The sequence below is a fragment of the Rheinheimera sp. KL1 genome (assembly GCF_001275035.1).
Lineage (GTDB): Bacteria > Pseudomonadota > Gammaproteobacteria > Enterobacterales > Alteromonadaceae > Pararheinheimera > Pararheinheimera tangshanensis.
The window spans coordinates 219,482-236,787 of sequence record NZ_LAMX01000012.1 but is presented as its reverse complement, the minus strand read 5'-3'; the positions used below and the strand labels follow the sequence as shown (position 1 = coordinate 236,787).

The window sequence follows — 17,306 nt, the reverse complement described above, 5'->3', positions numbered from 1 at the left end:
GACATCCGATTTTTTGTTTGGAGCAAGCATGAAAAGAGCAGTGATCACAGGGTTAGGCATAGTATCCAGCATTGGTAACGATAAACAGCAGGTGCTGGACTCGTTAAAGGCAGGACGCTCAGGCATAAAAGCGTCGCAGGAATTTGCCGACATGGGGCTGAGATCACAGGTTTGGGGCCAGATTGACATTGATACTGCCGCTTTAATAGACCGTAAAGCTTTACGTTTTATGGGGGATGCAGCAGCTTATGCCTACATCTCTATGCAACAGGCTATTGAAGATGCTGGCTTAACACCGGAGCAAGTATCAAATTTCCGCACTGGCTTAGTGGTCGGCTCTGGTGGTGCTTCGTCTAAAACTCAGATTGAAGCGGCTGATACTTTGCGTGAAAAAGGCGTGAAACGTGTCGGTCCTTATGCTGTGCCAAAAACCATGTCGAGTACCTGTTCAGCGTGTTTAGCTACTCCTTTTGAAATCAAAGGCGTGAACTACTCCATCAGCTCAGCCTGTGCAACCAGTGCGCACTGTATCGGTCATGCGGTCGAACTTATTCAGCTTGGCAAACAGGACATTATTTTTGCCGGTGGTGGAGAAGAAGTACACTGGACTTTAGCCATGGAGTTCGACGCCATGGGTGCTTTATCGACTAAATACAACGAAACGCCTGAACTGGCCTCCCGTACTTATGATGCTGACCGTGATGGTTTTGTCATCAGCGGCGGTGGCGGTATTTTAGTAGTGGAAGAGCTGGAACACGCATTAGCCCGTGGCGCTAAAATTTATGCTGAAATCGTCGGTTACGGCGCAACTTCAGATGGCTACGACATGGTCGCGCCAAGTGGTGAAGGTGCAGTACGTTGTATGGAAATGGCGATGAAAGACGTCAAAGGCCCAATCGACTATGTGAATACCCACGGTACCAGCACGCCGGTCGGTGATGTGAAAGAGTTAGGCGCTATCCAGCAAGTCTTTGGCGGCAAATCGCCGGCCATTAGTGCAACTAAAGCTATGACTGGTCATGCTTTAGGGGCTGCTGGTGTGCACGAAGCCATTTATTCGCTGTTGATGATGGAGCATAACTTTATTGCCCCTTCTATTAATATCAGCAACCTAGATGAAGCAGCTGCAGGTTTAAATATCGTGACTAAAGCGACAGAAGCCAAATTAACCACTGTGATGTCCAATAGCTTTGGTTTTGGCGGTACTAATGCCACTTTAGTGATGCAAAAATACCAGGGCTAATCTCTATTATCCTTTGAAGGGTCAGGCTTGTAGCCTGGCCTTTTTTATTGGCTTATCAAAAGTTCCGAAATCCGATAGCTCAATGCAAACCCTGTCGTTACAATGTCGCTATTCCCGTTCAGGACTGATACAGATGATAATATATGCCGACGAAAATATGCCGTACGTCAATGATTTCTTTGCTGATTTAGGCGAAGTCAGGCTGGTGAATGGCCGTACTTTGACTTCAGAGCAGATGAGTGATGCTGATGTGCTGCTGGTGCGTTCTGTCACCAAAGTCAATCAGCAGTTGTTAGCAAAAAGCTCAAAGCTGAAATTTGTTGGTACTGCCACCATTGGCACCGATCACATTGATCAGGCGTATCTGCAACAACGGGGTATTGGTTTTAGCAGTGCGCCTGGCTGCAATGCTCAGTCTGTGGTTGAGTATGTCTTGAGTAGTATTTTCGTACTCTGTGAAAAGTACCAATGGAATCTACAGCAAAAGACTGTGGGCGTGGTTGGAGTCGGAAATATAGGCAAGTTGCTGGTACGAGTGTTACAGGCATTGTCTGTCAGGGTTTTATGCTGTGATCCAGAGCGTGCAGCCACTGAAGCTGATTTCCTACATATTCCGTTTGAGGAATTATTACCCCAGCTTGATATCGTCAGCTTTCATGTGCCATTAATCAAAACCGGGCCCAACCCCACAGCAGATTTACTCAATAGCCAGACGATAAAGTTACTGAAGCCAGATTGTGCTGTGATTAATGCTTGTCGTGGCGAAGTGACCAGTAACGAGGCTTTATTGAAGGAAGCACAATCAGGCCACAATAGACCACTAGTACTGGATGTCTGGGCCAATGAACCGGAACCTGATTTAAGGTTAATTCCTTATACAGATATAGCCAGTGCGCATATTGCAGGCCACAGCATTGAAGGCAAAGCCCGCGGTACTGAAATGTTGTATCAGGCACTTTGCCAGCAGTTGGAGCTCAGTCCGACCAAGTCACTGTCGCAGGTGTTACCAGAACCTCAAATTTCAGAGCTGAAAATAAATTCAAATTTTAGACTTTTAGATGTCCAAAATTTGGCCCGGCTGTTATATGATGTACGCCGGGACGATGCTTTGTTTCGTTTCTATATGATGCAAGACAATAAAACACAAGGTTTTGACTGGCTTAGAAAGTCATACCCACCGCGGCGTGAATTTAGTTCGGTGCGGCTGACAGGACAAGAGGTGCCTGAGTTTTTAACAACATTAGGTTTTAACACCCAAATTAATTGACGTTGCAGCGCGGCGACAAGCGAGCGAGACCCCAGGAGCATAGTAGTCCTATGTGACTGGTGCTTCGATCGCAGTCAACAATGCGGCAGCGTGAAGTAAGAAGGGTAAAGCAGCCAGTAATCAGAGGGGAATAACCATGGCTCAGCAATACGACGTCGCTGTGTTAGGTGCTACAGGTTTAGTAGGCCAGCATTTAATTGAAATTTTGGAACAGCGCGATTTTCCAGTCAATAAACTTTATCCTTTAGCCAGCAGCCGCTCCGCTGGTGGCCATGTCACCTTTAAGGGTAAACAAATCGAAGTACTGGATGCTGAGACCTTTGACTGGACTAAGGTGCAAATAGGCTTGTTCTCTGCAGGTGGCAGTGTGTCTGCAACTTACGCCCCCCGTGCTGCGGATGCAGGTTGCGTAGTGATCGACAACACCTCGCATTTCCGCTACGAAGCCGATATTCCATTAGTGGTACCGGAAGTGAATGCGCATGCTATCGCTGAGTTTCGTAACCGCAATATCATTGCCAACCCGAACTGTTCCACCATTCAAATGCTGGTGGCGTTAAAACCTATTCATGATGCTGTAGGTATCAGTCGTATTAATGTAGCTACTTATCAATCGGTTGCTGGTGCAGGCCAACAAGGTGTGGAAGCTTTAGCCAAAGAAACAGCGCAGTTACTCAATGGGCGTCCTTTAGAAGAAGGGGGGAAGTTTGCCCGTCAGATAGCGTTCAACTGTATTCCACAAATTGACGTGTTTTTGGATAATGGTTACACCAAAGAAGAAATGAAAATGCATTGGGAAACCCAAAAAATTATGGGGGATGCCAGCATTTCCGTCAATGCTACTGCGGTGCGTGTGCCTGTGTTTTATGGTCATGCTGAAGCTGTGCATCTGGAAACCCGCATGCCAATCAGTGTGGAACAGGTCAAAGCTCTGTTAGCCAATGCACCAGGTGTGACTCTGATGGAAGAGAATGCTGATTACCCGACTCAGGTAGCAATGCCGCCGGTCAGGATGATGTGTTTGTTGGCCGTATTCGTCAGGATTTCACTCATGAAAACGGTATCAACTTATGGCTTGTGGCGGACAATATCCGTAAAGGTGCGGCGACCAACAGTATTCAGATCGCAGAACATCTAATTCGTGATTATCTGTGAAAATAACCTCAAACGAAACAAAGGCTCCTGATGGAGTCTTTGTTGTTTCTAAAGCAATGGACTTTTCGGCCGATGTACTCAGATATGCAGATGTTGTTTAAGCGTAGCCAGTGACATCCTTCTGGTTTACTATTCAGTTATGGAACGATGTTTGCAGTGTTTTTGTGTCAGAAAAAATAATCTCCGGCCTTAAGGGATCATCGATGCGTTTAGTTGGGCTTCTTATTTTTAGTATTGTGTTGCAGATTTGCAGCGTTCAGGCTACTGCGGACACCACTGTGCGTCTCAAGGGTCCTAAAAGCACCGAAAATCCGGATCGCAGCAGGGTCGGCCCTTTAACCCCAAACGATACCTTATGGCGTATTGCTGAAGAAGTTCGGCCTCATCCAGGTTTAAATATTTATCAGGTGATGTACGCCATCTACCTGAAAAATCCACAATCTTTTCTTGATGATAACTTTAACCATCTGAATATCGGTTCATTTTTAGCTATCCCTAATGTAGACGAAATACTGCAGGTGGATGCTGTGGATGCACAGCGTAAATCAGAAGAAGATGACCGTATTTGGGCTGACCGAGTGCGCGCAGCTGCTGCAGCGAAAGTTAAGCAGGGTGTCAACACAGCGCAACAGAAAGACGTAGACAAAGCCAAGCAAGAAATTAAAAGGGAGTTGATCCGTGTTGAGGGACAACAACAAGGACAACTGCTTGATCTACAGAAAAAGCTGGATGAATCAAAAGTAACGGTTGAAGCTGTATTAGCAGATAACACCGCTTTGAAAGACAAACTGGATCAACTGGCTGATCAAATGCTGTTAATGAAATCCCAAGTGGATAAAGACAGTGAAATACAGCAGCAGTTACAATTACTGGTGGCACAACAAGCAGAAATGCTAGCGCAACAAAGAGCGCAGATTGAGCGGGAGCAGCAAGGGACAAACTTTGCCGAGCTGTGGCAAAATATTTCCTCCAGCAGCCTGACCTGGGTCCTCCTTGCGACTTTACCCACTTTGTTTGTGTTGTTTGCGGTATTAGGCTGGATTAAACGCCGTACCAGAAAATCAGAACAAATAGTCACAGCAGCCACAGCTGTGCCTCAGCAAGAATCGGGTTACCGCTCGCCGCTGCCTCCTTTGGATGAAAGTCTGGACTTTGACGAAAGTAGCCTGATGACACTGGATGAGTCTTTGCTGGATACGGGCAGTAAAGGCATACGTTTGGATGATGAACCCATAGATTTACATGACGATATGTTACTCGATACTCATGCTGACGAGTTCGATGACATTCTGATGAACGACGATGATTTGCTCGACAGTAAGGATTTACTCGATGCCAGCTCAATGGATGACCAGTTGTTGGACGACCTGCTGGATCAACCTATCAAAGCCGAAAAAGATTTTGATCCAAATAATATTTTATCTGGTGCTGATTTGTCGGCCTTGTTTGATGAAGAGCCTGAACTGGATGATACCGAAGATGTATTTGCCCAGGCGGTCGCAGAGCAATTAGCTGAAGAACAAAAGCAAAAGCAAACAGAGCAGACACCAGACGACCTAGATGAGCTGATTGAGGAAATTGAGCTCGACGAACCTGACAATGAACTGGTCGCCATTGCTGCCACTGAAGCCAGGGATGAGTTCAGTCTGGACGAAATTGAAGAGGTCGAAGAAGTCGACTTTGACTCACTGCTTGATGAGTTAGTGGTGACTTCAGAAGCGCCTGAAGTTGAAGTTATTGCCGATAACGGCGTTGAAACTAAAGCCGACACTGCGGCAGAAGATTTAGTCGATGTAAAACCTGAACAATCGCATTTTGATAGTTCAGAATTGGATGAATTTGCTGAATCACTTGCTGACGAGGAGCTATCAACACCTACATTTTTAGAGATGGGGGAGGATGGCGAGATAGATATTGATGCATTGCTGGACGGCTCTGCAAACTGGCCTGACGCTACTAGCTCTGTAACAGTCAATGAACCTGAACTCGACGAGTCTGGTTTGCCTGAGGAACTTACGTCTGAATTTGATACGGCGCTACCTACCGATACTCATCTGGAATTTGACGAAGATGATTATCCGCTGAGCCCGGATGATGTGGCGTTACTGTTGTCGGATGAAGCAAAACAGCACGATGGAGCAGAAATGCCTGCTCATTTTCATGCTGATCACGCCGAGTTAGCCGAATTGGCAGACGAAGTTGAGCCTGAGGTAACAGCAAAGCTGACGGAAACTGAAGCCAAAGATGTATGGCAAGATCTAACGGAACAGGCCGTGGACGCTGAATTGATCGAGTCGTTGCCTGATGAGCTGGAGCTGCAGGAGGATTTGAGCGTCAGCCGGGTGTCCGCAGCAAGCGTATCTGTGGAGAATCCCAGTAAAGTACTGGAGGAATATCCGGAGCTGGAATTTTCTGATGATGCCATATCTGCTGATGAGGCGGAGGATGAATTGGATGAGGACCAGATCCATGCTGCCGAGGTCGCTGCGGCAGATACCGCTGCAACTCAACAGGCAAATGAGGATATTTCTGCTGAGCTTGATGCTTTGGAAGGTACAGATTTTGATGCGTTACTGGCTGATTATGCTCAGGTTGACACTCAAACCAAGCTGGCAGATGACCAGATAACGGATGCAGTACTGGCTGAGTTAAATTCGCTTGAGCCCACTACACCTGACTTAAGTGCCATACCACAGAATACGCGCGAACAAGGTACAGCGGATAGCGATGCAGCACCAGAAGTTGCTGAGCAGGAACAGCCGTCAGCATCGAAGCTGGCTCAATCGGATGAGCTGGAGCTGTCGTTACTGGCGCTGGACAAGCTGTTGGATGATTCAGAAGATGAGCCGCAGCTTAGTCAAAACCTTGTGCGCAATAGAGATGTTGGGTTGGAGGATTATCAGGATTTTATCGCTGCACAGCATGAACCAGAACTGGATCCAACAGAACAAGGTTTCGCCGCCGACCTGGATTTGATTCGCGCTTATATTGAAATTGGCGAGCAGGATGGTGCGGAACACCTGATTGATAAAGTGTTAAATTCTGCAGCACCAGAACATATCAAACAGGAAGCTCAGAGCTTAAAAAGTCAGCTGTAAATCACTGACTCAGAGCCTTGGCTCTGAGTCAGTCGTTTCTTAGTTCTGTTTATGCCTTAATCCGCGAAAGCTAGATCATGCCTCTGTTTTTGCTGTGAGCGCAGGCTGTTGTCGTTAAAATTCGTGAGTTTCCCTCTATGGCTGAGTTATACTTCTGCTCCTAAATGGTGGGAGTCAGAATGCGAATTGCGTTAGGTATTGAATACAACGGTGTCGGTTTATTTGGCTGGCAAAGGCAACGTGAAGTGCCAAGTGTACAAGGTCATTTGGAAGCTGCGTTATCCAAGGTTGCCAATACGACTATCGAATTATCCTGTGCTGGCCGCACTGATGCCGGCGTGCATGCCACAGGGCAGGTGGTGCATTTTGATACTGACGCTACCCGCGATATGCGTGCCTGGATTATGGGCGCCAACTCCAATCTGCCAGATGGTATAGCCGTGCGCTGGGCCAAACAAGTAGCAGACGATTTTCACGCCCGTTTTTCTGCCACAGCCCGTCGTTATCGTTATGTCATTTACAACAATAAATTCAGACCCGCTATTTTGGGTGCTGGTTTAAGTCATTATCATCAGGAATTGAATATTGAACTGATGCAGCAAGCCGCTGTCCATTTGCTGGGTGAAAATGATTTCAGCTCATTTCGTGCGATCCAGTGCCAATCGCACAGTCCCTTCCGCAATCTGATGCATCTGCATTTAAGCCGGGTCGGGCAGTTTATTGTACTGGATATTAAGGCGAACGCTTTTTTGCATCATATGGTGCGTAATATCACCGGCAGCTTGTTACAAGTGGGCATGGGCCTCAAAGAACCCGAATGGATTGCAGAGTTGTTGGCAGCAAAAGATCGAACTTTAGCCGCAGCAACGGCGAAAGCGGAAGGCTTGTATCTGGTGGACGTGGACTACCCTGAACACTTTGGTATTCCGAAAATGCCTTTGGGACCGCTGTTCCTTCCTGATAGTTTTTGCTAACTACTACGACCAGTTAGCTATAGGTTCTATCCTGGCTTTGTGCTTTAATAAGCGCCGTTTGCCGCATGATCGGCGCTTTTTCATACAATAAACTAAGTTTGGGCTCAAGCCCTGCTGCGCTACCAAGGAACAACTATGAGTTGGTTAGAAAAAATTCTGCCCAGAACTTCGTCTTCATCCCGTCGCAATATTCCTGAAGGGGTCTGGACTAAATGTACCTCTTGTGACGCTGTATTGTACAAAGCAGAACTGGATCGCAACTTAGGTGTTTGTCCTAAATGTGACAACCATATGCGTATCAGTGCCAGAGACCGCATCAACAATTTCCTCGATACAGCTGGTATGGTTGAACTGGCTGCAGAGCTGGAACCTCAGGATCTGTTGAAATTTAAAGACAGCAAAAAATACAAAGACCGTATTGTGGCTGCACAAAAAGAAACCAACGAAAAAGACGCTATGGTGGTGATGCGCGGTACTTTATTGGGCATGCCTGTTGTTGTCGCTTCCTTTGAATTTGCCTTTATGGGCGGCTCTATGGCGTCTGTTGTAGGAGCTAAGTTTGTCAAAGGTGTGGAATACGCGTTAGAACACAAAGTACCTTTTATCTGTTTCTCTGCCAGTGGTGGCGCCCGTATGCAAGAAGCTTTACTGTCTTTAATGCAAATGGCCAAAACCAGCGCGGCTTTAGCTAAATTGAGCGAAGCAGGTTTGCCCTATATTTCTGTGTTGACCGACCCTACTATGGGTGGTGTGTCTGCGAGTCTGGCCATGCTTGGCGATTTAAACATTGGTGAGCCAAAGGCGCTGATAGGTTTTGCCGGTCCCCGTGTTATTGAACAGACAGTACGTGAAAAATTACCTGAAGGTTTCCAGCGCAGTGAATTCCTGTTGGAGCACGGTGCTATCGACATGATTGTTGACCGCCGCCAAATGCGCGATACAATTGCCCGACTTGTGGCTAAATTCATGCGATGGCCAGCTCCTGCCAAGGAACACCGCGTCGCCTAATAAGGTGTTATGACCAATCTTTTATCGCCTGCAAGCCAATCCTGTCAGACCCTGACGGATTGGCTTTGTTATATAGAACAAAAACATCCGCAACATCAGATTGAACTCGGATTGGGTCGTGTGCTGAAGATTGCACAGCGAGCCGATTTGCATCTGCTGCCCGGTAAAAAAATTCTGATCGCCGGCACCAATGGCAAAGGCACTACTGCCTGCGCTCTTGAGCAGCTTTGTGCTGTGCAGGGCTTGTCTGTGGGTGTCTATAGTTCTCCCCACTTGCTGCACTTTAACGAGCGCTTACGTATCAATGGTGAAGATGTTGCCGACGCACTTTGGTGTGAAGCTTTTACCTTTATCGAGCAACTACGCGGCGACATCGAACTGACCTACTTTGAGTTCACTACGCTGGCGTCTTTTTATCTTTTAAAACAAATGCAACCGGACTTATGCCTGATTGAAGTGGGTTTGGGCGGTCGACTGGATGCCACTAATATCATTGAGCCGGATTTAAGCATTCTGACCACTGTCGATTTAGATCATCAGGATTATTTAGGACCAGATAGAGAAAGCATTGGCCGCGAAAAAGCTGGGGTGTTTCGCGCAGGCAAACCTGCTGTGATAGGGGAAACCGATATACCGCAGTCTGTATTCAAGTACAGCCGGGATATTCAGGCCCAACTGCTTTGCATCAATACGGATTACCAGTACTCTGTCACAGAGGCGTGTTTTCATTGGCAAGGTGTACATAATCGTCTGGATGCTTTACCTTTGACCGCTGTACCGCTGCAAAATATAGCTACAGCTTTGACTGCATTGGAAGCTTTGGCTTTATTACCTTCGAAGCAACAAGCCAACAAGGTGCTGGCTGAATTAAGTCTGCCCGGACGTATGCAATGGCTGAGTAAAACTCCTGGTATTTTATTGGATGTGGCGCATAACCCGCAGTCGGCTGGTTATCTGGCGGCTCAGCTTGAGTTCATCAAAGCAGGTTATGCTCGGGTCCATCTGTTGGTGGGAATGCTTAAAGACAAAGACATTCAGCAAAGTCTGGCACCTTTTCATACCTTGGCTGCTCACTGGCATTTGGTGGATCTACCCGGTGCTCGTGGTGCTCAGGCTGATTTATTAGCAAAGCATCTGCCAGCCCACAGCAGCTATTCATGTTATTCAAACTTAGAGTCCGGTTACCAACAAGCGCTGTTATCTCTGCAGGCTAATGATTTATTGGTGATTTTTGGCTCTTTTGTTACAGTGTCAGCAGTTCTAGCGCTGCAAAAGGAGACCGATGTATGACCAGCGCCTTTAAAAATCGCTTAATTGGCAGCAGCATTTTAATAATCGCCGCCATCGTTTTCTTACCTGATTTGCTGGATGGGCAAAAACAAGTGGTCAAAGACGAGTTTAAAGCTATTCCACAGCGTCCTGAATTTTCCACAGTACAACAGGAGCAAGTCTTTACTAAACAGCAATTAGCAGAAAAACAACAGGAATTATTGGCTACTCCCGTTAATGAGCCTGCTGTTGATGCAAGTTTGCCGGATAACAGTTTTGCGCAAGTAACAGCCGGTGCTCCGGGCAGTGAAGCGGCGACAGACAGCGCAGCTATGGTGGCACAAGCTGCTCAAGGCGCAGATACAGATCCAATACCTGTACCTACCGAAAATCCTCTAGCGCCGGAGTCTGCTGTTGATCCTGTAGCTCAGTCCGCAATACCTCCTGCTGTAGAAAAGCTGGTGGAGCCTAAAGGCAATCCTGCGCTGAACGAGACGGCCTGGATAGTCAGAGTAGGGAGTTTTAGTAAAGTAGATAACGCGACTGCTTTGGTGGCAAAATTAAAAGAAGCGGGTTTTACCACTTTTACCCGCTCGACCACTAACGCTCAGGGCCAGTCTATGGTCAGTGTCGTGGTGGGGCCTGAATTGAAAAAAGAGCGTCTGGAGCAAAAATTACCTCAACTACAGCAACTGACCGGGACTGCGGGTCTGAAGTTGACTACTTTTAAGCCTATCGAAAATAATTAGGTGTTATGGCGCGTGTTTTGGTAGAATGCGCGCCGTCCTTAAGCATCCTTTGGTAGCAAATGGTTTGGATTGATTATGCCATTCTGGCAATTATCTCTCTGTCGACTGTCATCAGTCTGGTCAGGGGATTTGCCAAAGAAGCGGTTTCTCTGATTATCTGGATACTGGCCTTTTTTGTGGCTAGTTATTACTACCCCTATCTGGCAACCTATTTCACTGAATTGCAAGACGCACTGGTGCGAAATGCGGTTTCTATTGCCGTTCTGTTTATCTCTACTCTTATCCTTGGTGCCTTAATTAATTACCTGATTGGCCGCTTGGTGGAATCTACAGGTTTATCCGGCACAGACCGATTACTTGGCCTGATCTTTGGCGCCCTGCGTGGTGTGCTGGTGGTCAGTGCATTGTTATTTTTCCTGGATGCGTTTACCAGCGCCGATCAAAGCGAATGGTGGCAAGCGTCCAAACTAATACCCGAATTTGGTTTTATCATTGAATGGTTTTTTGAGTACATCAAAGCCCATTCCAGTTTTATGCAGCGACCCTAAGCGTGGCGAGGAAATAATCGATGTGTGGTATTGTTGGAATCGTAGGTAAGTATCCGGTCAATCAGGCGTTGTACGACGGTTTAACTGTGTTGCAGCACCGTGGTCAGGATGCCGCCGGCATAGTGACAGTAGACAACAAAACCTTACGCTTACGCAAAGCCAATGGCTTAGTGAAAGACGTATTTGAAGCCCGCCATATGCAGCGTTTGTCTGGCAATATGGGCATAGGTCATGTGCGTTATCCAACAGCGGGTTCTGCCAGCACGGCCGAAGCTCAGCCGTTTTATACCAATAGCCCTTTTGGTATAGCCCTGGCACATAACGGCAACCTGACCAATTCTGAAGAATTAAAAGACGAGTTATTCCGAACGGCCCGTCGTCATGTCAATACCAACTCCGACTCAGAAGCACTGTTAAACGCTTTTGCCCATGAGCTGGATATTCATGCCGATATGCATGTAAATCCTGACCATATTTTCCGTGCTGTAGCCAATTTACACCGTAAAATCCGCGGTGGTTATGCGGTAGTAGCGGTCGTCATTGGCCATGGTTTAGTGGCCTTTCGTGATCCAAACGGTATCCGTCCTTTAGTCATGGGAAAACGCGAGACAGCGCTTGGCACTGAGTATATGGTGGCTTCTGAAAGTGTGGCTTTGGATGCAGATGGTTTTACTGTGTTGCGTGATATCGCGCCAGGTGAAGCCGTGTATATCACCGAAGACGGTGAGCTATTCAGTCAGCAATGTGCTGAAAACCCAAGTTATGCCCCATGTATTTTTGAATATGTATATTTTGCCCGTCCGGACTCCACCATAGACAATGTATCTGTGTATGCATCCCGCGTGGCTATGGGTAAAAAGCTCGGTGAGAAAATCAAAAAAGAATGGGCGCATTTAGATATTGATGTGGTCATTCCAATTCCTGAAACCAGTAACGATGCTGCTTTACAAATTGCGCATGAGTTAGGTTTGCCATACCGTCAGGGGTATGTGAAAAACCGTTACATTGGTCGTACTTTTATTATGCCGGGTCAAGGCGAACGTAAAAAGTCAGTCAAACGTAAACTAAATGCGATTTGGCAGGAATTCAAAGGTAAAAACGTCTTGCTGGTGGATGACTCTATAGTACGTGGTACCACCTCAGAGCAAATCATTGATATGGCACGCGAAGCAGGTGCGAAAAAAGTGTATTTCGCCTCTGCTGCTCCGGAAATTCGTTTCCCGAATGTCTATGGTATTGATATGCCTTCGGCCAACGAGCTGATTGCTCATGGTCATGATGTCGAAAGCATCTGCAAAATTATTGGTGCTGATGGGTTGATTTTCCAGTCGCTGGAAGACTTAGTGGATGCAGTACGTTCACAAAATCCGGAACTGAAGCGTTTTGAAACCTCGGTGTTTGATGGTGTTTATGTAACCAACGACATTGACCAGGCTTATTTAAACCGTTTGGATGCACAACGTAACGAAGCGTCTAAACGTAAAAAAGAAGCTGAGTTGTCTGCAAGTTTAGAATTACATAACGAAGGTAATTAATAGACTTGATTTAGTCTGATGAAATTAAAAAGGGCCGGTTTTTAACCGGCCCTTTTGTTGTTAAAGAAGTACGTCAAACCATTAGTGTGTAAAGGCTGGACCAAAGCCAGAGCTCCACAGAATTGCTGTTGCTGTCATCACGCAAACCAGCAGTATCAAGCCTGTGGTGACCACTGAACTGGCGTAAATAAAGCCACGTTCTTCAGGAATATGCATCAAAATTGGCACGCCCACATACAACAAATACACTGAATAGGTCAGGCCAGCTAAACCAACTAACATCACAAACCAAAGTTCAGGGAACAAAGCGGCAAAGCCCACCATAAAAAGTGGTGTTGAGGTGTAGGACGCGAGCTCCAACGTTTGGGTGTAGGTAGGTTCAGCACCAAAAGTATGAGCCATCCAATGGGCCAGATAAGCCAGCGCAAAAACACCACCAATCAAAGCTACATACATAGCGGATGAGAGCATTAAGGCACTGTCTGCTGTCAATCGTATTGGCTCACCTACACCAATACTCCAGCCGATATGTACTGCTGAATAATAAGCGCAAATAGAGGGAATTAAGGCGACTAGCAAGATGTGAATTAAACTGTATCTGAAACTTTCGTGACGTGCGTCTATCGTATGCCATTCTTCTTTGGGATGGGCATACAGCCCCCATAAGTGATTTAAAATCATAGTTGTTATCCTTGGCTACTACGTTGTTCATTTCAGGGCCACATAACAAACCCTTACCTTTGTTATGGCTAATAGAAGCGGGTTCGTCAAGTTTAGAAGAGAAAATCTCTGAGGAAGCAAGGACGCATGCACCAGCTATGCTTGCTGATGCGTCTGAAAAGGGCTGAAAGGCAGAGTTACTGGAGCGCCACTATGGAATTTAAAATCCGGATCCGTTGTTGAAATCAGCTCTGCTTCAAGTTTGCCAAAAAAATCTATCCGTGGCGTGATATCTGTTTTAGAGATCACCTGAGCCAGTTCCAGATAGTCAGCAAAATGTCGTGCTTCTGAGCGTAATAAGGAGGTATAAAAGCTGGCTAGCTCTGGATCAACACATTCCGCCAGCCTGGCGAAACGCTCACAGGAGCGGGCTTCGATATAAGCACCACAGATCAGTTTATCGATCAGAATTTGTGGCTCATGGGTTTTGCAGTTCTGGATAAGCGTCCTGGCGTAACGGCTGGCGCTGATATTTTCATAAGGAATGCCGCGTGCCTGCATTATTTCCAGCACCTGACAAAAGTGGTGCAGCTCTTCACGAATTAACAACACCATACGGTCGATAATACGATCGGAGTGCGCAAAATCAGAACGACCAATAATACTTTTGTTTAGTTTTTCAGCCTGCTTTAATCCCTGAATATCACCGTCAAAACGATAGGCGAAATCTTCAAAAGGTTTCAGCCAATTCAGTAGGGTGAAAGAGCTTTCTTTGTCGCAGGCATAACGGCGCAGCAGATACATAGCGGTTTGCGCCGCTTTTAATTCGCAGATTAAGTGGTCTTGTAATAAAACCGCCAACCGCTCAGGTCTCTGCGCTTCGGTTATCCAGCTATCCGGGGTTTCACACTGTAAAAACTGATGAATGGGCTGAAGTAATTCGGTAAAACTCATAAAGATCTCAGCATTAAACCTGGGACAAGGGGTTGAAGTGCAGTTGCCAGCCGTCCGCTGACACATCTAAATAAGAACTCTGACTGTACCAGTCGCCTAACACATAACGCTCTGCTGCACTGCCATCGGCAAGTTCTAACTGATGCACCATTGGCCTGTGGGTATGACCATGAATTAAATGTTGCACCTGATACTGAGCCATCACTTTAGGCACTTCATCTGGCGTGACATCCATAATGTCAGAGGTTTTGCCTTTTTTGTCCATAGCGCTGACACGACGGGCTTTGCGAGCCAGATGTTGTCGATACCATAGCGGTAAAGACAATATGAGCTTTTGCCACCATTTTTGGTCCCACCAGGCGCGAAACTTCTGATAGCCAATATCCAGGGTGCACAGTGAATCACCGTGCATCAGTAAAGTGTGCGTGCCGTATAAATCGACGACAGTCAGAGGCGCAAGCAATTGCATGCCTGAGCGCTTAGCAAAATTTTTTCCGAGTAAAAAGTCGCGGTTGCCATGACAAAAATACACCGGCACAGCCTGAGCTGTTAAAGCTTTGATCGCTGTTGCAACTTCAGTCAGTAAAGGCGAGGGGTTATCATCGCCAATCCAGACTTCAAACAAATCACCCAGAATATAGAGCGCATCCGCATCAATAACTTTTTGCTGCAAAAAAAGCATAAACGCCGCGGTAATATCCGGGCGTTGTTCGCTTAAATGCAGATCAGCAATAAAAAGGCTGTGGCCTTTAGCCATGGATTTCTGCTTTTTCGATGATCACGGCATCATTGGGTACATCTGCATGACCAAACTTGCGTCCTGTCGACACAGTTTTGATTTTGTTCACCACGTCCATACCTTCGACCACTTCGCCAAAGACGCAGTAGCCCCAGCCTTGTGAAGTTTCTGAGCTGAAATCTAAAAAGTCGTTATTGGCAACGTTAATAAAAAACTGGCAGGTAGCCGAATGCGGATCGCTGGTACGGGCCATAGCAATAGTGCCGGCTTTGTTAGCTACTTTGTTATTGGCTTCGTTTTTGATTGGTTTACCTGGTTCTTTTTGTTCCATATCAGGAGTGAAACCACCGCCTTGGATCATAAAACCATTGATTACACGATGAAAAATGGTGTTGTCATAAAAACCTTCTTTGACGTAATTCAGGAAGTTTTCTACTGTTGCAGGGGCTTTGTCGGCAAATAATGCCAGTTTAATAACGCCAAAATTGGTATATAAGCTAACCATGATGATATCCTCAAGCTCAAAAATGGCGATAGTGTACCGCAGCTGCGTCTTATACCCAAGTAACTTCAGGGAATGCATTCAGTAAATAACAAAGCAACAAAGCGAGGATAGCTCAAGGCATTTGCTAATGTTACACTGTTGCACTTTGTGACCGATGATTTGATGATTTCCCGAGGAGCCCATGCTGCAGATTTTTAATACCCTGACCCGTAAAAAAGAGTCCTTTGTGCCTTTAGTGCCTGGCAAAGTTTCTATGTATGTCTGCGGCATCACTATTTATGATTTCTGTCATGTTGGCCACGCCCGTACTTATGTTGCTTTTGATGTGATGAACCGTTACTTACGTTTTTGCGGTTATGACGTCACTTATGTGCGTAACATCACAGATGTAGACGACAAAATCATCAAAAGAGCCAATGAAAACGGTGAAAGCTGCGACGCTTTAACAGCCCGTTATACTGTTGCTATGCATGATGACTTTCATGCGCTGGGATTAATGCCTGCTGATATTGAACCTCGTGTCACCACTCATATGGCTGAAATTATTGAGCTGATTGAAACTTTAGTGGCGAAAGGTTACGCCTATGTGGCCTCTGACGGTGACGTACTGTTTGATGTCAGTAAATATGAAGCGTACGGCCAGCTCAGCCAGCAGAACCTGGACATGCTGCAATCTGGCGCCCGGGTGGAAATTGATCAGGCCAAAGATGATCCGCTGGATTTTGTATTGTGGAAAATGGCTAAACCCAATGAGCCAAGCTGGTCATCACCTTGGGGTGAAGGCCGTCCAGGCTGGCATATCGAATGCTCGGCTATGAGTGCAAAGCACTTAGGTAAACATTTTGATATTCACGGTGGTGGTTCAGATTTACAGTTCCCGCACCATGAAAACGAAATTGCCCAGTCCTGCTGTGCGCATGACACTCCATACGTCAATACCTGGATCCATACAGGTATGGTGCAGGTGGATAAAGAAAAGATGTCTAAATCTTTAGGCAACTTCTTTACTGTCAAAGATGTACTGGCAGATTACAACGCGGAGGCCGTGCGTTATTTCCTGATCTCCAGCCATTACCGTAGTCAGTTGAACTACTCAGCGGAAAACTTGCAGCAGGCACATGCAGCGTTAGGCCGTTTGTACACAGCATTGCGTGGAGTAAAACCAGCGACAGATGTTGATATGAATAACGATTACGTCAACACCTTCCGTGCAGCTATGGATGATGACTTCAATACAGCTCTGGCTTTGCCTGTGTTATTTGAACTGGCGCGTGATATCAATAAAGAAAAAGCCACAGACTCAGCCAAAGCTTCACAGCTCGCTGGCCTGCTTATTAAACTTGGCGGTGTGATGGGGATTTTGCAGGGCGATGCAGAAACCTTTCTACAGTCAGGTACAGATTCAGATGACGTGGCTGAAATTGAAGCCTTGATTGCACAGCGTAATACTGCACGTGCAAACAAAGACTGGGCTGCAGCTGATGCTGCCCGCGATGCTTTAGTGGCTAAGGGTATTATTCTGGAAGATAAGGCTGGTGTGACCACCTGGCGTCGGGGTTAATAGTCTCCAATAAAAAAGGGGCAGAGTTTTAACTCTGCCCC

Annotated in this window: 14 protein-coding genes and 1 pseudogene; 11 read left to right on the top strand and 4 right to left on the bottom strand. The window is 46.5% G+C overall.

Annotated elements, in window-relative coordinates; all coding sequences use genetic code 11:
- Positions 1 to 28: 28 nt before the first annotated feature.
- The 10 genes and pseudogenes from fabB (at position 29) to purF (ending at position 12,846) form a co-directional block, all read left to right on the top strand.
- Entirely contained in the window at positions 29 to 1,243 is a 1,215-nt protein-coding gene (gene fabB, locus WH43_RS06145) for a beta-ketoacyl-ACP synthase I (protein WP_053423754.1), read from the top strand.
- Positions 1,244 to 1,376: 133 nt separating this feature from the next.
- On the top strand, positions 1,377 to 2,510 hold the full coding sequence (locus WH43_RS06140; RefSeq protein ID WP_053423753.1) for a 4-phosphoerythronate dehydrogenase: 1,134 nt from the start codon (positions 1,377 to 1,379) through the stop codon (positions 2,508 to 2,510).
- Between the two features lie 136 nt (positions 2,511 to 2,646).
- Positions 2,647 to 3,665, top strand: a pseudogene (locus WH43_RS06135) (aspartate-semialdehyde dehydrogenase).
- A gap of 203 nt (positions 3,666 to 3,868) precedes the next feature.
- On the top strand, positions 3,869 to 6,763 hold the full coding sequence (locus tag WH43_RS06130) for a FimV/HubP family polar landmark protein (protein ID WP_053423752.1): 2,895 nt from the start codon (positions 3,869 to 3,871) through the stop codon (positions 6,761 to 6,763).
- Positions 6,764 to 6,942: 179 nt separating this feature from the next.
- Entirely contained in the window at positions 6,943 to 7,737 is a 795-nt protein-coding gene (gene truA / locus WH43_RS06125) for a tRNA pseudouridine(38-40) synthase TruA (protein WP_053423751.1), read from the top strand.
- Between the two features lie 135 nt (positions 7,738 to 7,872).
- Positions 7,873 to 8,745, top strand: a complete 873-nt coding sequence (gene accD, locus WH43_RS06120; protein WP_053423750.1) for an acetyl-CoA carboxylase, carboxyltransferase subunit beta — start codon at positions 7,873 to 7,875, stop codon at positions 8,743 to 8,745.
- A 9-nt stretch (positions 8,746 to 8,754) separates the two neighbouring features.
- Positions 8,755 to 10,035, top strand: a complete 1,281-nt coding sequence (gene folC / locus WH43_RS06115) for a bifunctional tetrahydrofolate synthase/dihydrofolate synthase (protein WP_053423749.1) — start codon at positions 8,755 to 8,757, stop codon at positions 10,033 to 10,035.
- Positions 10,032 to 10,763 (top strand): SPOR domain-containing protein, encoded by a 732-nt coding sequence (locus WH43_RS06110; RefSeq protein WP_053423748.1) that lies wholly within the window; start codon positions 10,032 to 10,034, stop codon positions 10,761 to 10,763. Before folC ends, WH43_RS06110 begins: the two co-directional genes overlap by 4 nt.
- Positions 10,764 to 10,822: 59 nt before the next feature.
- The gene (locus WH43_RS06105; protein WP_053423747.1) at positions 10,823 to 11,311 is read left to right on the top strand and encodes a CvpA family protein; all 489 of its coding nucleotides are present in this window, start codon (positions 10,823 to 10,825) and stop codon (positions 11,309 to 11,311) included.
- Between the two features lie 20 nt (positions 11,312 to 11,331).
- A complete protein-coding gene (gene purF, locus WH43_RS06100; protein WP_053423746.1) occupies positions 11,332 to 12,846 on the top strand; it encodes an amidophosphoribosyltransferase in 1,515 nt (504 codons plus the stop codon).
- Positions 12,847 to 12,927: 81 nt separating this feature from the next.
- On the opposite strand, the gene WH43_RS06095 is transcribed toward purF, so the two are convergent.
- The 4 genes from WH43_RS06095 to WH43_RS06080 all read right to left on the bottom strand — a co-directional run bounded on the left by WH43_RS06095 (position 12,928) and on the right by WH43_RS06080 (position 15,704).
- A complete protein-coding gene (locus WH43_RS06095) occupies positions 12,928 to 13,527 on the bottom strand; it encodes a Yip1 family protein (RefSeq protein WP_053423745.1) in 600 nt (199 codons plus the stop codon).
- Between the two features lie 135 nt (positions 13,528 to 13,662).
- On the bottom strand, positions 13,663 to 14,460 hold the full coding sequence (miaE, locus tag WH43_RS06090; protein ID WP_053423744.1) for a tRNA isopentenyl-2-thiomethyl-A-37 hydroxylase MiaE: 798 nt from the start codon (positions 14,458 to 14,460) through the stop codon (positions 13,663 to 13,665).
- 13 nt (positions 14,461 to 14,473) lie between these two features.
- Positions 14,474 to 15,217, bottom strand: coding sequence for a UDP-2,3-diacylglucosamine diphosphatase (lpxH, locus tag WH43_RS06085; protein ID WP_053423743.1), 744 nt, complete (start codon positions 15,215 to 15,217; stop codon positions 14,474 to 14,476).
- On the bottom strand, positions 15,210 to 15,704 hold the full coding sequence (locus WH43_RS06080; protein ID WP_053423742.1) for a peptidylprolyl isomerase: 495 nt from the start codon (positions 15,702 to 15,704) through the stop codon (positions 15,210 to 15,212). Before WH43_RS06080 ends, lpxH begins: the two co-directional genes overlap by 8 nt.
- A gap of 181 nt (positions 15,705 to 15,885) precedes the next feature.
- Here WH43_RS06080 and cysS point away from each other — a divergent pair, with 181 nt between their 5' ends.
- Positions 15,886 to 17,265: a cysteine--tRNA ligase gene (cysS, locus tag WH43_RS06075; protein WP_053423741.1), complete on the top strand. Its 1,380-nt coding sequence runs from the start codon at positions 15,886 to 15,888 to the stop codon at positions 17,263 to 17,265.
- Positions 17,266 to 17,306 lie beyond the last annotated feature (41 nt).